Source organism: Streptomyces sp. NPDC051664 (assembly GCF_044453545.1).
Classification (GTDB): Bacteria; Actinomycetota; Actinomycetes; order Streptomycetales; family Streptomycetaceae; genus Streptomyces.
This window is the reverse complement of the sequence record NZ_JBITCU010000051.1, coordinates 11299-30621: the sequence shown is the minus strand read 5'-3', so window position 1 is coordinate 30621 and position 19323 is coordinate 11299. Positions and strand designations below refer to the sequence as shown.

The window sequence follows — 19323 nt, the reverse complement described above, 5'->3', positions numbered from 1 at the left end:
CTCGAACAGGACCGGCTGATCTACCAGGCCCGGCTCCAGGCCCGTTTCGGCCGGAACTGGCGCCGCAAGGCCCCCGTCGAGTCGCTGATGCCGCTGCGGCTGGCGAAGTTCGGCGTTCCGCTGGCCGACACCGGCCCGGCCGGACTGGCCGCAGCGGGCATAGAACCGGTCCTGCTGCCCCCGGCCCCGGCCCCGGCCGCCGTCGAGACGGTCCACCCCCAGGCCGAATTGCCGTACGCCCCGCAGCCGCAGATCGCCGAGCCCCAACAGCACCGGCCACAGCACCCGCAGCAACAGCACGCCCACCCCTCCGACCCCGCCGCCGAGGAATGGCCGCAGGAGGGCCCCGGCTCGCACGAGAGCCCGTGGTTCGCGGCGCCGCAGGTCCCGGAGGGCGCGTACGAGGGTACGTACAACCCGACGTACGTCGAGGGCCTTGAGCCCACCCCGGTCATGATCCCGTCGGGCCCGGGCGGCCGCACCCGCCCGCTGGGCAACGTGGGCACGATCGGCGCGGTCCCCCACCCCCGTGGCGAAGAGCCCCTGCCGGAGTCGCTGGAGCAGCCCCAGCAGCCCCAGGAGCCCGCGGCGGACCCGGTCGAGTGGGCACAGGAGGACGCGGAGTTCGGCGAAATAGCGTACGAGGTGTTCAGCGCGTACACGCACCAGCACAACGACTACCCGAGCGTCGAGGTCCTCGACATTCATCTCTCGGACGGCCACAACGTCAGGCACCCGCGCAGCGCGGCCCTGCTCCGCCGTCTGCTGCCGGGTTTCAAGCAGCGCTTCGACAACGAGATGGCCGAGAACCACATCGCGTGAGCGATCCGGGCCCGTCACCGCTCGAGGACGGACCGGAACCGGCAGGACGGAGGGCCGTCACCCGCATCACCGGGTGACGGCCCTCCGTACAGCAGGCAGCTACGCGCCCAGCAGCTTCCGCACCCGCTCCGCACCCACGGCCAGCAGCAGCGTGGGCAGCCGCGGCCCGGTGTCCCGGCTGACGAGCAGCCGGTACAGCAGCGCGAAGAACGACCGCTGCGCGGTCTTCAGCTCGGGCGTCGGCCTGGCGTCCGGCTCCAGCCCTGCCAGGGTCTTCGGCACGCCGTAGACGAGCGTCGTCAGCCCGTCCAACGACCAGTGCGAGTCCAGCCCTTCCAGGAGCAGCTGCAGCGACCGCCGTCCCTGCTCGTCCAGCGAGCCGAGCAGTTCCTTGTCCGGCTCGTCGCGGACGATGGTGCGGGCCTCGGCCGGAACCTGGCTGGTGATCCAGTTCTCCGCGCGGTCGAGCCGCGGCCGCGCCTCGTCGAGCGAGGTCAGCGGGGTCTCCGGGTCCAGGTCGCTCAGGATGCGCAGCGTCTGCTCGTCGTGCCCGGCCGTGATGTCGACGACGGACGCGAGCGTGCGGTACGGCAGCGGGCGCGGGGTACGCGGCAGCTCACCGGCGGCCGTGCCGATGGCCCGGGCGTACGCGGCGGCGTCGGCGGGCAGCACGGAGCCGTCGGCGACCTTGCGGCCCAGCGAGTCCCACTCGTCGTACAGCCGCTGGATCTCCTGGTCGAAGGCGATCTTGAAGGACTGGTTGGGCTTGCGGCGCGCGTAAAGCCAGCGCAGCAGCGGCGCCTCCATGATCTTCAGCGCGTCGGCCGGGGTCGGCACACCGCCCTTGCTGGAGGACATCTTCGCCATGCCGGAGATGCCGACGAAGGCGTACATCGGGCCGATCGGCTGCACACCGTCGAAGATCTCGCGGACGATCTGGCCGCCGACGACGAACGACGAACCGGGCGACGAGTGGTCCACACCGCTGGGCTCGAAGATCACGCCTTCGTACGCCCATCGCATCGGCCAGTCGACCTTCCAGACCAGCTTGCCGCGGTTGAACTCGCTGAGCCGGACGGTCTCGGCGAAGCCGCAGGCGGTGCACGTGTAGTTCAGCTCGGTCGTCTCGTCGTCGTACGACGTGACGGTCGTGAGGTCCTTCTCGCAGTTGCCGCAGTAGGGCTTGTACGGGAAGTAGCCGGCGGAGCCACCGCTGCCGTCGTCCTCGCCGGCCGCGCCGGAGCCCGCCTCGGCCTCGAGCTCGGCGTCGTCGACCTTCTTCTGCTGCTGCGGCTTCTTGCCCTTGCCCGCGGCCGCCGGGTCCTTCTTCGTGCGGTACCGGTCGAGGACGGCGTCGATGTCGGCGCGGTGCCTCATCGCGTGCAGGATCTGCTCGCGGTAGGTGCCCGCCGTGTACTGCTCGGTCTGGCTGATGCCGTCGTACTCGACACCCAGTTCGTCCAGCGCGGCCGTCATGGCGGCCTTGAAGTGCTCCGCCCAGTTGGGGTACGCGGACCCGGCCGGGGCGGGCACGGACGTCAGCGGCTTGCCGATGTGTTCGGCCCACGACTCGTCGACGCCGGGGACGCCCGCCGGGACCTTCCGGTATCGGTCGTAGTCGTCCCACGAGATGAGGTGCCGGACCTGGTGCCCCCGGCGGCGGATCTCGTCCGCGACCAGGTGCGGGGTCATGACCTCGCGGAGGTTGCCCAGGTGGATCGGGCCCGACGGCGAAAGACCGGACGCGACGACGACCGGTTTGCCAGGCGCACGACGCTCCGATTCGGCGATGACCTCGTCCGCGAAGCGGGAGACCCAGTCGGCCTCGGTGCTGCTCTGACTCTGAGCCACGGTCGGCACGTCCTTCTCTCTGGTAGGGCTCGTAGGGGCACCGCCCATTCTCCCAGGTCCCACCGGCAGCGCGAAAACGCCTTTACAGTGCGTGGGATACTGGGCGTGATCCCTTGTACCCCTACGGAAACGGCAGCCGTCCCATGGCCTCGGTCAATTCCCTCGCTTCCACGCTCCAGCAGCAGCTGGCGGACGCCCTGACGGCAGCTCTGCCGGATGCCGGCACCGCGGACCCGCTGCTGCGCCGAAGCGACCGGGCCGACTTCCAGGCCAACGGGATCCTGGCCCTCGCCAAGAAGCTGAAGGGCAACCCGCGCGAGCTCGCGTCCCAGGTCACGGCCGCGATCCCGGCGGGCGACCTGATCAAGGAGATCGAGGTCTCCGGCCCCGGCTTCCTGAACATCACGCTCACCGACAAGGCGATCATCGAGACCCTGGCCGCGCGCGCCGCGGACGACGAGGGCCGGCTCGGTGTGCCGTACGGACAGAACGCGGGCACGACGGTCGTCGACTACGCGCAGCCGAACGTGGCCAAGGAGATGCACGTCGGCCACCTCCGGTCCGCGGTGATCGGTGCCGCCATGGTGGAGGTCCTGGAGTTCACCGGCGAGACCGTGGTCCGGCGCCACCACATCGGCGACTGGGGCACCCAGTTCGGCATGCTCATCCAGTACCTGATCGAGCACCCGCAGGAGCTCGACCACCGGGGCGGCAAGGAGCAGGACGGCGAGGCCGCCATGTCCTCGCTGAACCGGCTCTACAAGGCGTCGCGGGCGCTCTTCGACTCCGACGAGGAGTTCAAGGCCCGCTCCCGGGACCGGGTGGTCGCGCTCCAGGCCGGTGACGAGGAGACGGTCGCGCTCTGGCAGCGGTTCGTCGACGAGTCGAAGATCTACTTCTACTCGGTCTTCAACAAGCTCGACATGGAGATCCGCGACCCCGACATCGTCGGCGAGTCCGGTTACAACGACATGCTCGAGGAGACCTGCCGGATCCTGGAGGAGACGGGCGTCGCCGTCCGCTCCGAGGGCGCGCTGTGCGTGTTCTTCGACGACGTGAAGGGCCCGGACGGCAACCCGGTCCCGCTGATCGTCAAGAAGACGAACGGCGGGTACGGCTACGCGGCGACCGACCTCTCCGCGATCCGCGACCGGGTCCAGAACCTCAAGGCGAGCACCCTGCTGTACGTCGTGGACGCGCGGCAGTCGCTCCACTTCAAGATGGTCTTCGAGACGGCCCGCCGGGCAGGCTGGCTGAACGAGGACGTGAAGGCGCACCAGCTGGCGTTCGGTACGGTGCTCGGCAAGGACGGCAAGCCCTTCAAGACCCGTGAGGGCGAGACGGTCCGGCTGGTCGACCTGCTGGACGAGGCGATCGAGCGGGCGACGGCCGTCGTGCGCGAGAAGGCGGAGAAGGTCGGCCTGACCGAGCAGGAGATCGTCGAGAACGGCGAGTACGTCGGCATCGGCGCGGTGAAGTACGCCGACCTCTCCACGTCCGCCGTGCGGGACTACAAGTTCGACCTGGACCAGATGGTGTCGCTGAACGGCGACACGTCCGTGTACCTCCAGTACGCGTACGCCCGGATCAAGTCCATCCTGCGCAAGGCGGGGGAGATCCGGCCGGTCGCGCACCCGGAGCTGGAACTGGCCCCGGCCGAGCGGGCGCTGGGTCTGCACCTGGACCAGTTCGGCGAGAACCTCGCCGAGGTGGCGTCCACGTACGAGCCGCACAAGCTGGCCGCGTACCTCTACCAGCTGGCCTCGCACTACACGACGTTCTACGACCAGTGCCACGTGCTGAGCGACGACAACCCCGCCGAGGTGGTCGAGAACCGGCTCTTCCTCTGCGACCTGACCGCCCGCACCCTGCACCGGGGCATGGCACTGCTCGGCATCCGCACCCCCGAGCGCCTCTGACCCTCCGTCCCACCCTGTGACCTGCGAAATCGCCTATTGACCGGAGGTCGGTCACCGGGCGAGAGTGACGCGGCGGACGTGTTCGGCACGGACACGAAGTCACAGGGTGGGGACGGAACACTTCGACGGCCGGCACCGCCTGGAACGGCGACCCGGGCGACGACGGCGGGTGGCTGCGCTGTGTGGCGTACACGCCCGTTTTCGCCGGCGGTGCGCGCCAAGTGGCGTGCAGCTGGGCCGACAAGGGCAGTGTGGGCACGGTCGTCGTCAACGAGGCGGGGCCGGACCATGAGTCCGCAGCCGGGCTGACCCGGGCGCTGCGCCACGCGAACCTGCACACCGGCCCCGAGGTCCGACAGGGTCCGCCGTCGGTGGCCCCGGACCGTCCTTCGACCGCTGCGGCCCGGACTTCATGTCAGCCGGTGGACCACCGCGCGGTGTCGTTGACGTAGAAGTACTGCGGCCGTGTCTTGATGCTGCTCGTACGGAACGGCTTCCCGCCGTCGTCGATGCGCAGCGTCCCGTCGTTGCCGCCACTGCTCCACTCCAGCTCCAGGTACCAGCTGACGTCATGCCCTTCGACATGTGCGTCGAGGTCGAACACCTCCACATCGGTGGACGTCACCCGGAACGGGAAGTCCTTCGGCGGCACCGCTGTGCCTGCATGCTCCCCCGCCACCGGCGTGAGCGTCGGGCGGTTGTCGTCCAGGTCCACATCGAAGGACTGCGGCGTGATCCCGCCTCCGCAGCCCTCACCCATCGAGTACGCCGACCACGCCAGCGGCGCCTTCCGGGACAACACCCGCACGTGCAGGCCGTGCAGGACGACGGCCTGCCCCGACCTTCCCTGCACGGTGAGTTCGAGCAGCATGTCGCCGCCGTCCACGCCGCCGAGCGCATTGGCCCAGCCGCGGGTGTCCTGCGGCGCGGGGGGCGGAGGCACGGAATCCGGCTTCTGGTCCAACAGGTAGTGCTGCCCGCAGGGCGCCTCCCAGTTGTACGAACTGATGGTGACGTCCGGGGCGGCGCCCACGCTCCCCTGCTTCCGCGCGCCTGCACCCTGCCCGCCGGACGTGGCAGCGCCGCCGGAGGCGGGGGACGAGGCGCTCGGGGTAACGGAGTTGCTGGGTGTGCCCGACGGCTTGTGAGCGCTGGGCGACGCGAACTCGCTCGCATCGACGTCCGGCGGCTCCGGCGCGCCCCCGCCGACACCATCCACTTCGGCCGGAGCATCGCTGAGGTCGGAGCCCGAACCCGAGAGGTTCAGATCGCTGACGATGAGGGTGGTGGGCACGGTGAGTGCGACGACGGCGGCTGCGGCGAGCAGAACGCGCGTCCGGGGGGCGGACCGGAACCACCGGGACGAGGTCCCCTCGGCCACCACGGTTCCGGGCTCGGGCCTTTCGTCCGTGTCCTTCTCGTCGTCCACCGCCGGAACCGGAGCCCGGACCGGGGGTACCGACGGAACCACAGCTTCCGGCACCGGTGCAGGAACAGGGGATGCGACCTCGGTCTTGGTCCGCCGTCTCGCGGCCTCCGCCACGATCCACCGTCGGTGCAGCTCCACGAGCTCATCGGGCGTCGCCTCGCACAACCGCGCAAGCCGCTCCACAGGGGCGTACTCATTGGGTACGGCGTCACCGTTGCAGTACCGGTGGAGCGTCGACGTGCTGACATGCAGTCTTCCCGCGAGTACCCCGTAGCTTCGCCCCGAACGGTCCTTCAGTTCCTTCAGCAGAGCTGCGAATTCCGCGGCTTCCGGCGTCGCCACTGAGGCGTTCCCCCTCCTGGTCCGTCCCGGAACACCGTTCCAGGGACGTGAAATCTGCCCAGGTCACAGTACGCACAGGCATTCCAGCATCCCCAATGGTCGGGCGGGCGTTGCGGCCGGAATCCGCCACCCCGCAGTCTGTGACCAGACCGCAGGAACCACTGGGATGACGCCGTGCGAACTCGCTTCCGCATCGAGCTGATCGATGCCGTGGCCATGGGCGTAGTGATCGTCACCAGCACGATCGTCATGGTCCTGATCGGCCACAACTGAGACCACCGAACAACACACGGGGAGTACCACAGCCATGCGCAGCAACCACATCCGCACGACCGCCCTCGCCGCGACCGCCCTCCTGGCCGCCCTCTCGCTCACCGCCTGCAGCGGTGCCGACGGCAAGGCGGGAGCGGCGGCTCCGGGAGCCGGCACCACCGGCGGGCAGTCCCGGGCCACGGACACGGGCACGGACGACAAGCCTGCCGGCAACGCGTCCCGGTCCACGGCCCGGCCCGCGTCCGTCGCCTCCCAGGGCTCCCCCTCGAACACCGGCAGCGGCACCGGTTCCGGCAAGGACGGCGGCACCACCGGCGGCAACAACACCAGCCGCCCGGCCACCGCCACCTGCATCGGCGAGAACACCGAGGTCACCGTCACCAAGGTGAGCCGGCCCATCAACCACCTGCTGCTCACCATGACCAACACGGGCTCTCGCGCCTGCAACGCGTACCACGCGCCCAAGCTCCGGTTCGACGACGCCCAGGCCGTCTTCCCGATCCTGGACGACAGCCGGCCGCAGGCCGTGGTGACGCTCGCCCCGGGCAAGTCCGCGTACGCCGCCATCCTGCTGACCGGCGACGTCGAGACGAACGACCAGTACAAGGGCACCCACCTCACGGTGCACTTCTCCGCCAAGGACCCCTCTGGCTCCACGGGCACCGTCCCGGACGAGCTGACACTTCCGGCCGACACCTACTGGGACGACAAGGGCTTCGTCACCTACTGGCAGAGCGACATGGCCGACGCCCTCACGTACTGAATGCGCCGGACGCACTGATCGCACGAACCGCGCCGAGCCGCGCCCCGGACGCCACTCAGTCCCGGTAGTCCGGGGCAACCCGGTCCAGCAGGCGCAGCATGGCCGCCCACGCCAACTCGTAGGCCCCGTCGTCCTGGAAGTCCGCGTCCGCCTCGCCCGCGAGCTGACGGGCGGTGTACTCGCAGGTCTCGGGGGAGGGGACGGTCAGCGGTCCGCCGCCCGCCTGCGCGGTGACCTGGATCTCGCAGGCCTTCTCCAGGTAGTACATGCGCAGGAAGGCCTGGGCCGCGCTCCCGCCGACGGTCAGCAGACCGTGGTTGCGCAGGATCAGCGCCGGGTGGTCGCCGATGTCGTCGACCAGGCGCTTCTGCTCGTCGAGGTTGAGGGCGACGCCCTCGTAGTCGTGGTAGCCGACGCGGTTGTAGAACTCCATCGACATCTGATTCAGCGGCAGCAGTCCGTCGCGCTGCGCCGCGACGGCGCAGCCGGCCCTGGTGTGGGTGTGCAGCACGCAGTGGGCGTCCTCGCGCGCGGCATGGATCGCGCTGTGGATGACGAAGCCTGCGGGGTTGACCGGGTGCGGGGCGGGCTCGACCCGGTTGCCCGCCAGATCGATCTTGACCAGGTTGGAGGCGGTGATCTCCTCGAAGAGGAGGCCGTAGGGGTTGATGAGGAAGTGGTGATCGGGCCCCGGAAGCCGCAGCGAGATGTGCGTGAAGATCAGGTCGGTCATCCGGAAGTGCGCCACGAGCCGGTACACGGCGGCGAGTTCGCGCCGCAGTCGCGTCTCCTCGTCGACTGCGTCGGCGGTCTGCACGTCGGTCATGAGGGGGCTCCTTCGAGGGTCGGGTCGACCACCGGGGTGAGGGGTCGTCCGGCGCGGTGCCAGGCGATGACGTTCTCGGCGGGTGCGCACACGTACGCCCGCTGCGATGCGTCGGAGAGATAGGCGCTGTGCGGCGACAGCTGGATGCGCGGGTGGCTGCGCAGCGGGTCGTCGAGCGGCGGGGGTTCGACCGGGAACACGTCCAGTGCCGCCGCCCCGAGCCGACCGCTGTCGAGGGCGGCCAGCAGGGCCGCGGTGTCGACGAGTTCGCCGCGGGCGACGTTCACGAGGAAGGCGCCGGGCCGCATCCGGGCGAGCAGCGCCGCGTCGACCATGCCGCGGGTCTGCGGAGTCAGCGGGGTGTGCAGGGAGAGCACGTCGGAGGCGGCGACCAGTTCGTCCAGGCCGAGCCGCTCGACGCCGTCGGGCCACCCTGCCTCGTCGGCGTGCGGGTCGTACGCGGCGACGCGGCCGAAGAGGGTGCCGCGATCCGGGCCAGGGCCCTCGCGATACGTCCGAAGCCCAGCAGTCCGAGCGTCAGCTCACCTGCTCTGCGCGGGACTTCGGCGAACTCGGTGTTCCATCCGCCGCCGCGCACGGTGGCGTCGGCCTGGGGCAGCGCGCGCACCAGGCCGAGCGCACCGGCCAGCGCATGCACGGCGACGTCCTCGGTCGCGGCATGCGGAAGATTGCTCACCCATAGTCCGCGTCGCCGCGCCTGCGCCGTGTCGATCATGTCGTACCCGGCGGACATGGTGGCCAGCATCCCCACACCGGGGAGGCGGTCGAGCAGCCCGGCCCCCACGGGCGCGTAACCGACGATCAGCGCGACGGCGTCACGCGCGACCGCGGCGATCGCGTCCGGGTCGCGACTGCCGACGACGCGCGTGTCGAATCCCGCGTCGGCCAGCAGCCGTGCGCCCGGACCGACATCGAGTTCCTCGGGGTCCGTGAACACCACCAGGGGCCGGCTCATCCCATCCTCCTCAAGTTCCTCGGAGCGCCGCGCAATAATGATTCGTTCGCAACACTCGCCCAGAACCTACGTTTCATCCGGCAAAATTGTCCAGAGATGGTGATGCGATCGCCCAAGACGCACACCATCCGGGTCCGACCCCCGCACCCCGGTGGTCGACAATGGACCCCACCCCGGGTGCTCCCGCCCGGACAGTCGAGCCGAGGGGAAGCGCTCAGGTGGATCTGGACCACACCGATCTGGCCGTCGTCCGGGAACTGCAGACGGACGGCCGCCTGACGTACGAGACGCTGGCGCAGCGCGTCGGCCTCTCCCGGCCCGCCACCCGCGCCCGGGTGCAGCGGCTGCTCGCGGGCGGCGGCGTGCGAGTGGTGGCCGTCGTCCATCCCGCCGTACGGGAGCTGACCGCATCGGCCCACCTGTCGATCGGCGTGAGCGGCCCGGCCGAACCGGTGGCCCGTGCGATCGCCGCCATGCCACAGGCGCCGTTCGTCACGCTCACCGCGGGCAGCCGCGCGGTCATGGCGGAGCTGCGCACCAAGGGACTGCCCGAGCTGGACCGGGCTGTGGAGTCCATCCGCTCGCTGAAGGGTGTGGACGTGGTGGATCCATTGATCTCCCTGGAGCACCTCAAGGACCCGTATCTGCTGGCGGGCCGGCCCGAGGTGCCGGAGCTGGACGAGTCGGACCGGCTGATCCTGGACGAGCTGGAACGCGACGGGCGGCTGCCCTTCGCGGAACTCGCCGAGCGCGTGGGCCTCTCACCCGGCGCCGCCCGCGCCCGCACGCTGCGCCTGCTCGACGGCGGTGTCGCCAAGGTGCTCGCACTGGTGCGGCCGGAGCTGCTGGGGCTGGGCCTTCTGTGCGGTTTCGCCGTACGGCTGGACGGCGAGCGGGATGCGGTTGCGCGACGCATGGCCACCTGGGACCGGGTCTCGTTCCTCTCCGCCTGCATGGGGCGCGCGGAGCTCGTCGGGACGATCAGCGCGGAGTCCCTCACGGCCGTGCGCGACACGCTGGAGGACATGCGGGCCTGCGCGGGCGTGCGCGCAGTGGAGAGCTGGATCCATCTGGAACTGATCAAGGAGCGCTACGACCTGACCAACCACACGCCCTGACGAGAAACTCCGCCCCACTGCGACCGCGCCGGACGATACGTAAGCCAAACACGCCATCACATTCCGAAAGATTTGTGAGTACGGGGCCTAGGCAAGGCATCGTCTGCTGCATATCACCCATGCGAACGAATCAGCCGTTGCGACCTCTCGGTGCGTACGGCTCCTCATGGACGTCCCCCGGTCGAAAGCAGGCCCCCTCATGCACTGCCCCCTCTACAACGCCGACCGCACGCTCCTGGTGACCGGCGCGGCCGTCGCCGCACCCGGCACCTCCGTACGCGCCGAGGCGCTGGCCGTCCGTGGCGGCCGGGTCGTCCACGTCGGCACCGCCGAAGACGCCCGCGCCGCGCTCGGCGGCCGGCCCGACGACGCCCTCGACCTCGACCTCGACCTCGATAAGGGCCTGCGGCCACGCCGTGTCCTCGATCGCCGGACGACCCTACGTCTCCAGGCCCGTCCGGCGGTCGAGGACACAACGGCAACCGGACAGCCCTTAGCATCGGCCGCATGGCGATGTTCGTGCACCTGACACCCACGGCGAATGCCGCCCGCATCCGACGTTCCGGGATACGGGCCGCCAGCCATGGCCGCGACGGATCGCGGGGCCTCTTCTGCTTCCCCGTCCTTCCGTCGTACACCCTCACCCACCAGTGGCTGCGCGAACTTGCCCGGCACGGCGGCCCGCGCGGCCTCGTCGCCGTACACATCCGCCTGCCCGACGACGAGCGCGTCACCGTCGGCCGCTACAACGACCATCCCGCACAGGGCCCCACGGCCACCACGGCAGGCGACACCGTACGCCGCATCGCCGACCTGGACGACCCGCGCGGCTGGGAGGTGTTCGTCCCCAGAGCCGTCACCAAGGGCGAAGTGCACCGCCTCCGCGCCGTCAAGCAGGTCACCGGCTGGCGGTACTTCCCCGACTCCAACGGCAGGACACCCTGCACCTGTTACGGATGCAGAGTGCGCGGCGAGTACGGCTCACAGCGCCTGCGCCGACGCCGACCGCACCCCCTCGACGGACCGGCCCCCACGACCCCCGTCCTCCTGAGACAGCTCGCCGCAGCCGGCACCCCCGGCGACCCCACGAAGCTCTGCGAGACGCTGCACTGGTTCGGTCTGCGCCGACGAGGGCCGGTCGACCGGCTGACCCACCTCGCCGACCATCCGGACCCACAGGTCCGCGTCGCGCTGGTCGAAGCAGTGGCCGGCTGGTCGACACCGGGAGTCAAGGAACTCCTCCACCGGCTCTCCCAGGACCCGCACGCAGACGTCCGGGAGGCCGTCGAGTTCACCGAGCCGGAGTAGCGGCCCCGCCCGAACTCCCGCCACACGACCTGCTGGCGCCGGGGCCGGGCCGCCGATTGTCAGTGGCGGCATCTAAGGTCACCGACATGGCGACGCTCCCGAACCCGCTCCCGTCACTGGCCACTTCCGGGCTCCGACTCCCGCCCGGCACCCTGGTCGACACCACGAATGACGGCCCGTGGCACGAACCCCTGCTCTGGTACGCGGACGGGCCCGCGACCTCGGACACCTGGCCCCGGCTGCTCGCCGAGGGCAGGGCGGTCGGGCTGCTCCCCGTCCTCCTGGACGCCGGAACACGCGGCGAGTGGCCCGAGAGGTGGGAGCTCAGTCCCGGCATGACGTCGTACCCGGGGGACCACCACGCGGAGGACGTACTGGGCGAGTTCTGGGAGGAGTACGCGGAGGACGAGCTGGAAGGGACGGCCATCGAACCGTTCGGCCCGAAGTGGCCGGGCCTCGCGCCCACCCCGCCGGTGAGCGGCCCCGTCGACGCGGAGGAACGGGCCGCCGAGATCGCCGCACTGCTCACCGACGCGGACGGCCGGATGCCGGGAGCCCGGGTGGCGCTGGTCCCCGCGCGGCGCAGCGCGGACATACCGGCGGCGATCGGCTGGACGGGACCGCTGAACTACGAGAACGACGTGGCGCGGCTCTGCGCGGTACTCCGGTCCTGGGAGGACCGCTTCGGCATACGCGTGGTGGCGCTCGGCTTCGACCATCTGATCGTCTCGGTGGCCGCCCCGCCGACCACTCTCGACGAAGCAGTAGCGGTCGCCGCCGAGCACTTCGCGTTCTGCCCGGACAACATCGCCCACAACACCCCGGACACCCTGCGCGCCTACGCGGACCAGTACGTTCTGGGCGAGGATTCCTGGTCGTTCTGGTGGGACTGAGCGAGTGGTGCCGCCACTACCCGCTCACCAGGGCTCCCGGCTGCCCGAACCCACCCTCCAGCTCCCCGACTTCATGAGCGTGTCGAAGACCGCAGTTGCCGTGGCCGCCCGGAGGGGCGGACCACGCACCGAACCGGTCACCCGGTCCTTGGGGCAGGGGCCGAGGAATGCAACCGCCTCTCACGGGGAAACGCACACATCATGGATCGGACAGACAACCTCATCGAGCAGTTCCGCGCGCTGCCCGCCGAAAGCGACGAAAAGCGCGAACTCATCGCCGCAATGGGCGACATGCTCGCCGATCGCCCGGACCATCCGGCCGCCGTGCCCTTCCTCGCCTCGGTGACCGCCGACTCGGAGGAATACGACCTCGCACGGGTCGAAGCCACCATGGTCCTGCGCCTGCGGCCGCCGACCGAGGCCGATTTCCGGCTCCGCGCGGGCCGGGCACTGCTGACTGTGCTGCGCGGCCCCGACGAGAACCTGGTGCGCCAGTACGCGGCCATGGCACTCGGGCCCTACGCCGACGATCCGGAGGTCCACGAGGTGCTGGCCGCCGCCGTCATGGACGACTTCGACCGGCTCGTACGGGACAACGCCCTGGCGGCGCTCGACGAGGCAGGCCCCAGCGACAAGCGGATCGAGCTGCTGCACCAGCTGTCCGCGGACGCCGCGCTGGGCCACGAGGCGGTCCGCATCCTCTCGTCCTGGGGCCTGGAACCCGCGGCCTGAGGCGACGCGGGCTCCAGGTGCCGCTGCTACGAACGGCGCAGCCGCTCGGCGACCTCCGTCGCCCAGTACGTCAGGATCATCTGCGCACCCGCGCGCCGGATCCCGGTCAGGCTCTCCATGATCGCCGCGTCGCGGTCGATCCAGCCCTTCTCGGCGGCGGCCTCGATCATCGCGTACTCACCACTGATCTGGTACGCGGCGACCGGCACGTCCACCGAGTCGGCGACCTTCGCCAGGATGTCCAGATACGGTCCGGCCGGCTTGACCATGACCATGTCGGCGCCCTCGTCGAGGTCGAGCGCCAGCTCGCGCAGGGACTCACGGGCGTTCGCCGGGTCCTGCTGATACGTCTTGCGGTCGCCCTTCAGCGACGAGCCGACCGCTTCACGGAACGGTCCGTAGAACGCCGACGAGTACTTCACCGTGTAGGCGAGGATCGACACTTCCTCGTGCCCGGTCTGGTCGAGCGCGTCGCGGATCACGCCGACCTGGCCGTCCATCATGCCGCTCGGGCCGACCACATGGGCGCCCGCATCGGCCTGGACCTGGGCCATCTCGGCGTACCGCTCCAGGGTGGCGTCGTTGTCGACGCGGCCGTCGGCGGTCAGGACGCCGCAGTGACCGTGGTCCGTGTACTCGTCGAGGCACAGGTCCGACATGACGACGAGATCGTCACCGACCTCTTCGCGCACCGCGCGCAGACCGACCTGGAGGATGCCGTCCGGGTCGGTGCCCGCGGTTCCCCGGGCGTCCTTCTTCTCGTCCACCGGAACGCCGAAGAGCATGATCCCGGAGACCCCGGCCGAGACCGCGTCGACGGCGGCCTTCCGGAGGGTGTCCAGGGTGTGCTGCTGGACACCGGGCATGGCCGAGATGGCGACGGGCGCCGTGATGCCCTCGCGTACGAACGCGGGCAGGATCAGGTTCGCCGGGTCGAGCCGTGTCTCGGCGACCATCCGCCGCATCGCCGGGGTCGTCCGCAGCCGCCGGGGGCGGGAGCCGGGGAAGTTTCCGTACACAGTCATCCTTCGACGATAGACCCGTACACATCACCGTCTTACCGACACCTGTGCCGGTAAAACGAACGGGGGAACGGGCAGGGGCCCGGCTGCGAGACAGCCGGGCCCCTGAACACCCTGAACGGACCGGTCAGGTCGTCGTACGACGCCTCCGCGCCCCAGGACGCCGCTCGCTCGGCCGCGTCACCGGGTCCCCGGCCTCCTTCGCCGCGTCCCGGCGCTGCGCGCCGAAGTCGGCGAGCGCCGCGGCCAGCTTGTGCACCGACGGCTCCGGCGACAGCACGTCCACCCGCAGGCCGTGCTCCTCGGCGGTCTTCGCCGTGGCAGGGCCGATACACGCGATGACGGTCACGTTGTGCGGCTTGCCCGCGATGCCGACCAGGTTCCGGACGGTCGACGACGAGGTGAAGAGCACCGCGTCGAAACCGCCACCCTTGATGGCCTCACGGGTGTCGGACGGCGGCGGCGAGGCGCGGACCGTGCGGTACGCGGTGACGTCGTCGACCTCCCAGCCCAGCTCGATGAGCCCGGCGACCAGCGTCTCCGTGGCGATGTCGGCGCGCGGCAGGAAGACGCGGTCGATCGGGTCGAAGACCGGGTCGTACGGCGGCCAGTCCTCCAGCAGCCCGGCGGCGGACTGCTCACCGGACGGCACCAGGTCCGGCTTCACGCCGAAGTCGATCAGCGCGGCGGCGGTCTGCTCGCCGACCGCCGCGACCTTGATCCCGGCGAAGGCACGGGCGTCGAGCCCGTACTCCTCGAACTTCTCCCGGACGGCCTTGACCGCATTGACGCTGGTGAAGGCGATCCACTCGTACCGGCCCGTGACGAGGCCCTTGACCGCACGCTCCATCTGCTGGGGCGTACGCGGCGGCTCGACGGCGATCGTCGGGACCTCGTGCGGCACGGCGCCGTACGAACGCAGCTGGTCGGAGAGCGACGCCGCCTGCTCCTTCGTACGCGGCACGAGCACCTTCCAGCCGAAGAGCGGCTTGGACTCGAACCACGAGAGCTGGTCGCGCTGGGCGGCTGAGCTGCGCTCACCGACCACGGCTATGACCGGCTGGTGCCCGTCCGGCGACGGCAGCACCTTCGCCTGCTTGAGCACCTGGGCGATCGTCCCGAGGGTCGCCGTCCAGGTGCGCTGCCGGGTCGTCGTACCGGCGACCGTGACGGTGAGCGGGGTGTCGGGCTTGCGGCCCGCCGAGACCAGCTCGCCCGCGGTGGCCGCGACCGAATCCAGCGTCGTCGAGACGACAGCTGTGGCGTCGCTCGCGCCGATCTCGGTCCAGCAGCGGTCCGAGGCGGTGCGGGCGTCGACGAACCGGACGTCGGCGCCCTGCGCGTCACGCAGCGGCACACCGGCGTACGCGGGCACGCCCACGGCGTTCGCGACGCCCGGGACGACCTCGAAGGGGATGCCGGCGGCGGCGCAGGCGAGCATCTCCGCGCCCGCGGACCCGTCCAGGCCGGGGTCGCCGGAGACGGCACGGACGACCCGCCTGCCGCCCTTCGCGGCCTCCATGACAAGATTGGCCGCGTCCCTGAGAACGGGCACACCGGCGGCTGTTGACGACACGTCAACAACCGCCAGCTCAGGCGTGCTTACGCCTGCCCGCGCATGGCCGCGAACAACGCCGAGCACGTCGGGCTCGGCGACAAGGACGTCCGCGCTCGCGAGCGCCTCGACAGCGCGCAGAGTCAGCAGTCCCGGGTCGCCGGGACCGGCGCCGAGGAAGGTGACGTGCCCTGCGGACAGGACCGGAAAGTCGGATGCGGCGGGGCCGGTGGGGCTCAAAGTGCTCGCTCCCCCATAAGACCGGCCGCACCCTTGGCAAGCATCTCGACCGCGAGCTCGCGACCGAGGGCCGCCGCGTCGTCGTGCGACGTGGGGACGGGACCGGTGATGGACATCTGTACCAGCGAGGCGCCGTCGGTGGAACCGACGACACCGCGCAGGCGCAGTTCGTTGACAGCCTGTCCGTCGACCAGGAGGTCGGCCAGCGCACCCACAGGTGCGGAACAGCCGGCCTCCAGGGCGGCGAGCAGGGAACGCTCGGCGGTCACGGCGACCCGGGTGTACGGGTCGTCGAGCTCGGCGAGCGCGGCGGCGAGGTCCGCGCTGGTTGCAGCGCATTCGATCGCCAGTGCTCCCTGACCGGGAGCGGGCAGAACGGTGTCGACCGGCAGGAAGTCGGTCACCTCACCGATCCGGCCGAGGCGGCTGAGCCCGGCCGCGGCGAGAACCACCGCGTCCAGTTCACCGCTTCGTACAAATCCGATACGCGTATCGACGTTGCCACGGATCGGCACGGTCTCGATGTCGAGGCCATGGCTGCGGGCGTACGCGTTGAGCTGCGCCATGCGGCGCGGCGAGCCGGTGCCTATGCGGGCACCGGACGGCAGCTGCTCGAAGGTCAGCCCGTCCCGCGCCACCAGCACGTCGCGCGGGTCCTCGCGCCGCGGTACGGCAGCCAGCACGAGACCCTCGGGCTGTGCGGTCGGCAGGTCCTTGAGCGAGTGGACGGCGAAGTCCACCTCGCCTCGCAGCAGCGCCTCACGCAGCGCCGCGACGAACACGCCGGTGCCGCCGATCTGCGCGAGATGCTCCTTGGAGGTGTCTCCGTACGTGGTGACCTCGACGAGCTCGACGGCGCGCCCGGTCACCTCGCTGACCGCGTCGGCGACCAGGCCGGACTGCGCCATGGCGAGCTTGCTGCGCCGGGTGCCCAGCCGGAGCGGCGCGCCGGTCTGCGCGCGGGGTGAGTTGTCGGTCATGACCGCCCTCGATTCGGGTCGTTCAGGTCTGCCCGGGAGACGGCGGCGACCGTCTGCGGGTCGAGGTCGAAGAGTTCCCGCAGCGCGTCGGCGTACCCGGCGCCGCCGGGCTCACTGGCGAGCTGCTTGACCCGCACGGTGGGCGCGTGCAGGAGCTTGTCGACGACGCGGCGCACGGTCTGCGTGATCTCGGCGCGCTGCTTCTCGTCCAGGTCGGGGAGGCGTCCGTCGAGCCGCGCGATCTCGCCGGCCACCACATCGGCGGCCATGGTGCGCAGGGCGACCACGGTCGGGGTGATGTGGGCGGCGCGCTGGGCGGCACCGAACGCGGCGACCTCGTCCGCGACGATGGTGCGCACCTGGTCCACATCGGCGGCCATCGGAGCGTCCGCGGACGCCTCGGCGAGCGACTCGATGTCGATGAGGCGCACACCGTCGAGGCGGGCCGCCGCGCCGTCGATGTCGCGGGGCATGGCGAGGTCGAGCAGGGCGAGCCGGACGGGTCCGGTGGACTGCGCGGGCACGGTGGCCCGGCGCACGGCCTGTGCCTGCGCCGTCGTGGTGGCGGAACCGTTCTCCACCCACGCGGCGTGCTGGTCCAGGTCGGCGGCGGGCTCGGCGGGCGCCTCGACTGCGGTGGTGGCCGCGTCGAACGGCAGGCCGAGCGCACCGGCGACGGTCTCACCGGTCAGGACGAGTCCCGTCGCACCGGTACAGGACACGACGACATCGGCACGTGTCAGTTCGTCGGAGACCGCGGCCATCTCGACGGCCCGGGCGGTCACTCCCGTGCCACCGGCCTGGCCCAGGATCTCGACGAGCCGGTCGGCGCGGGCCCGGGTCCGGTTGGCGACGACGATCTCGGCGACACCGGTACGGGCCAGCGTGGCGGCGGCCAGCGACGACATCGAGCCGGCGCCGATCACCAGAGCACGCTTGCCCCTGGCCCAGTCGGCGGTGTCGGCGCCGCCCGCGAGCTGCTGCAGGCCGAAGGTGACGAGCGACTGCCCGGCGCGATCGATCCCGGTCTCGCTGTGCGCGCGCTTGCCGACCCGCAGCGACTGCTGGAACAGGTCGTTCAGCAGCCGGCCCGCGGTGTGGCTCTCCTGCCCCAGCGCCAGCGCGTCCTTGATCTGGCCCAGGATCTGGCCCTCGCCGACGACCATGGAGTCCAACCCGCACGCCACCGAGAAGAGATGGTGGACGGCCCGGTCCTCGTAGTGCACATAGAGATACGGAGTGAGCTCGTCCAGCCCGACCCCGCTGTGCTGCGCGAGGAGCGTGGACAGCTCGGCGACGCCCGCGTGGAACTTGTCCACGTCGGCGTACAGCTCGATGCGGTTACACGTGGCGAGGACGGCGGCCTCGGCCGCGGGCTCCGCGGCCAGGGCGTCCTGCAGCAGCTTGAACTGCGTCTCGGCAGCCAGCGACGCCCGTTCCAGTACGGAGACCGGGGCGCTGCGGTGGCTCAGCCCTACGACAAGGAGACTCATGCCGGCATCACGGCGGGCATGTCCCCGTCGGGTCCCTTCCGGTTGCTGCTCGCGGCGGCGCGCACGGGCGGCGCGGCCTGGTCGACGCCGTCCCCGGCCGCGGCTTCCTCACCGGCCTTGCGCTGCTCGTGGAAGGCGAGGATCTGGAGTTCGATCGAGAGGTCGACCTTGCGGACGTCGACGCCGTCGGGCACGGAGAGCACCGTCGGCGCGAAGTTCAGGATGGAGGTGACGCCCGCGGCGACCAGGCGGTCGCAGACCTGCTGGGCGGCACCGGCCGGGGTGGAGATGACACCGATCGACACGCCGTTGTCGCTGACGATCTTCTCCAGCTCGTCGGCGTGCTGGACGGGGATCCCGGCGACGGGCGTACCAGCCATCGCGGGGTCCGCGTCGATCAGTGCGGCGACCCGGAAACCGCGGGAGGCGAAGCCGCCGTAGTTGGCGAGCGCGGCGCCGAGATTACCGATACCGACGATGACGACCGGCCAGTCCTGGGTGAGCCCGAGCTCGCGGGAGATCTGGTAGACGAGATACTCGACGTCGTACCCGACGCCACGCGTTCCGTAGGAGCCGAGGTAGCTGAAGTCCTTGCGCAGCTTGGCAGAGTTGACTCCCGCCGCCGCGGCGAGTTCCTCGGACGAGACCGTGGGGACCGAGCGCTCGGAGAGCGCGGTCAGTGCGCGGAGATACAGCGGAAGCCGGGCGACGGTGGCCTCGGGAATTCCTCGGCTACGGGTCGCCGGTCGGTGAGTTCGGCCAGTTGCCACGGTGCTCCTGC

The 19323-nt window shown here is 70.9% G+C and carries 16 protein-coding genes and 2 pseudogenes; 8 read left to right on the top strand and 10 right to left on the bottom strand.

Going from position 1 to position 19323, the window contains the following annotated elements:
- A pseudogene (locus ACIA8E_RS39370) lies at nucleotides 1-822 on the top strand (hypothetical protein); the annotation flags it as partial.
- Nucleotides 823-921: 99 nt separating this feature from the next.
- Here the strand turns inward: ACIA8E_RS39370 and lysS are convergent.
- The gene (lysS, locus tag ACIA8E_RS39365) at nucleotides 922-2682 is read right to left on the bottom strand and encodes a lysine--tRNA ligase (protein WP_399306334.1); all 1761 of its coding nucleotides are present in this window, start codon (nucleotides 2680-2682) and stop codon (nucleotides 922-924) included.
- Between the two features lie 134 nt (nucleotides 2683-2816).
- On the opposite strand from lysS, the gene argS reads away from it, so the two are divergent.
- Nucleotides 2817-4592, top strand: coding sequence for an arginine--tRNA ligase (gene argS, locus ACIA8E_RS39360; protein WP_399306331.1), 1776 nt, complete (start codon nucleotides 2817-2819; stop codon nucleotides 4590-4592).
- Nucleotides 4593-5007: 415 nt separating this feature from the next.
- Here argS and ACIA8E_RS39355 read toward each other — a convergent pair whose 3' ends face one another.
- Nucleotides 5008-6363: a helix-turn-helix domain-containing protein gene (locus ACIA8E_RS39355; RefSeq protein ID WP_399306328.1), complete on the bottom strand. Its 1356-nt coding sequence runs from the start codon at nucleotides 6361-6363 to the stop codon at nucleotides 5008-5010.
- A 307-nt stretch (nucleotides 6364-6670) separates the two neighbouring features.
- Here ACIA8E_RS39355 and ACIA8E_RS39350 point away from each other — a divergent pair, with 307 nt between their 5' ends.
- A complete protein-coding gene (locus ACIA8E_RS39350) occupies nucleotides 6671-7399 on the top strand; it encodes a DUF4232 domain-containing protein (protein ID WP_399306325.1) in 729 nt (242 codons plus the stop codon).
- 55 nt (nucleotides 7400-7454) lie between these two features.
- Here the strand turns inward: ACIA8E_RS39350 and ACIA8E_RS39345 are convergent, their stop codons facing one another.
- The 3 genes and pseudogenes from ACIA8E_RS39345 to ACIA8E_RS39335 all read right to left on the bottom strand — a co-directional run bounded on the left by ACIA8E_RS39345 (nucleotide 7455) and on the right by ACIA8E_RS39335 (nucleotide 9201).
- A complete protein-coding gene (locus ACIA8E_RS39345) occupies nucleotides 7455-8225 on the bottom strand; it encodes a class II aldolase/adducin family protein (RefSeq protein ID WP_399306323.1) in 771 nt (256 codons plus the stop codon).
- Nucleotides 8222-8635, bottom strand: a pseudogene (locus tag ACIA8E_RS39340) (NAD(P)-dependent oxidoreductase); the annotation flags it as partial. The pseudogene ACIA8E_RS39340 and the gene ACIA8E_RS39345, both read right to left, overlap by 4 nt.
- Nucleotides 8578-9201, bottom strand: a complete 624-nt coding sequence (locus tag ACIA8E_RS39335) for an NAD(P)-dependent oxidoreductase (protein WP_399306321.1) — start codon at nucleotides 9199-9201, stop codon at nucleotides 8578-8580. The pseudogene ACIA8E_RS39340 and the gene ACIA8E_RS39335, both read right to left, overlap by 58 nt.
- A gap of 218 nt (nucleotides 9202-9419) precedes the next feature.
- On the opposite strand from ACIA8E_RS39335, the gene ACIA8E_RS39330 reads away from it, so the two are divergent.
- From ACIA8E_RS39330 to ACIA8E_RS39310, 5 genes are all read left to right on the top strand, one after another.
- On the top strand, nucleotides 9420-10319 hold the full coding sequence (locus ACIA8E_RS39330; RefSeq protein ID WP_399306318.1) for an Lrp/AsnC family transcriptional regulator: 900 nt from the start codon (nucleotides 9420-9422) through the stop codon (nucleotides 10317-10319).
- A 199-nt stretch (nucleotides 10320-10518) separates the two neighbouring features.
- Entirely contained in the window at nucleotides 10519-10848 is a 330-nt protein-coding gene (locus ACIA8E_RS39325; protein WP_399306316.1) for a hypothetical protein, read from the top strand.
- Nucleotides 10827-11627, top strand: a complete 801-nt coding sequence (locus ACIA8E_RS39320) for a HEAT repeat domain-containing protein (RefSeq protein WP_399306314.1) — start codon at nucleotides 10827-10829, stop codon at nucleotides 11625-11627. Before ACIA8E_RS39325 ends, ACIA8E_RS39320 begins: the two co-directional genes overlap by 22 nt.
- Before the next feature lie 86 nt (nucleotides 11628-11713).
- Nucleotides 11714-12520 (top strand): DUF4253 domain-containing protein, encoded by an 807-nt coding sequence (locus ACIA8E_RS39315; protein ID WP_399306312.1) that lies wholly within the window; start codon nucleotides 11714-11716, stop codon nucleotides 12518-12520.
- Between the two features lie 201 nt (nucleotides 12521-12721).
- Nucleotides 12722-13252, top strand: a complete 531-nt coding sequence (locus ACIA8E_RS39310) for a HEAT repeat domain-containing protein (protein ID WP_399306309.1) — start codon at nucleotides 12722-12724, stop codon at nucleotides 13250-13252.
- 26 nt (nucleotides 13253-13278) lie between these two features.
- Here the strand turns inward: ACIA8E_RS39310 and hemB are convergent, their stop codons facing one another.
- The 5 genes from hemB to ACIA8E_RS39285 form a co-directional block, all read right to left on the bottom strand.
- Nucleotides 13279-14277 (bottom strand): porphobilinogen synthase, encoded by a 999-nt coding sequence (hemB, locus tag ACIA8E_RS39305; RefSeq protein WP_399306306.1) that lies wholly within the window; start codon nucleotides 14275-14277, stop codon nucleotides 13279-13281.
- A gap of 124 nt (nucleotides 14278-14401) precedes the next feature.
- Nucleotides 14402-16069 (bottom strand): bifunctional uroporphyrinogen-III C-methyltransferase/uroporphyrinogen-III synthase, encoded by a 1668-nt coding sequence (locus ACIA8E_RS39300; RefSeq protein WP_030974229.1) that lies wholly within the window; start codon nucleotides 16067-16069, stop codon nucleotides 14402-14404.
- Nucleotides 16066-17049 carry a hydroxymethylbilane synthase gene (gene hemC, locus ACIA8E_RS39295; RefSeq protein ID WP_399306303.1) on the bottom strand — a complete coding sequence of 328 codons (984 nt, stop codon included), beginning with the start codon at nucleotides 17047-17049 and terminating at the stop codon, nucleotides 16066-16068. Before hemC ends, ACIA8E_RS39300 begins: the two co-directional genes overlap by 4 nt.
- Nucleotides 17046-18542: a glutamyl-tRNA reductase gene (locus tag ACIA8E_RS39290; RefSeq protein WP_399306301.1), complete on the bottom strand. Its 1497-nt coding sequence runs from the start codon at nucleotides 18540-18542 to the stop codon at nucleotides 17046-17048. The genes hemC and ACIA8E_RS39290 overlap by 4 nt, the downstream gene beginning before the upstream one ends.
- A complete protein-coding gene (locus ACIA8E_RS39285; RefSeq protein WP_399306298.1) occupies nucleotides 18539-19312 on the bottom strand; it encodes a redox-sensing transcriptional repressor Rex in 774 nt (257 codons plus the stop codon). Before ACIA8E_RS39285 ends, ACIA8E_RS39290 begins: the two co-directional genes overlap by 4 nt.
- Between the last annotated feature and the right edge of the window lie 11 nt (nucleotides 19313-19323).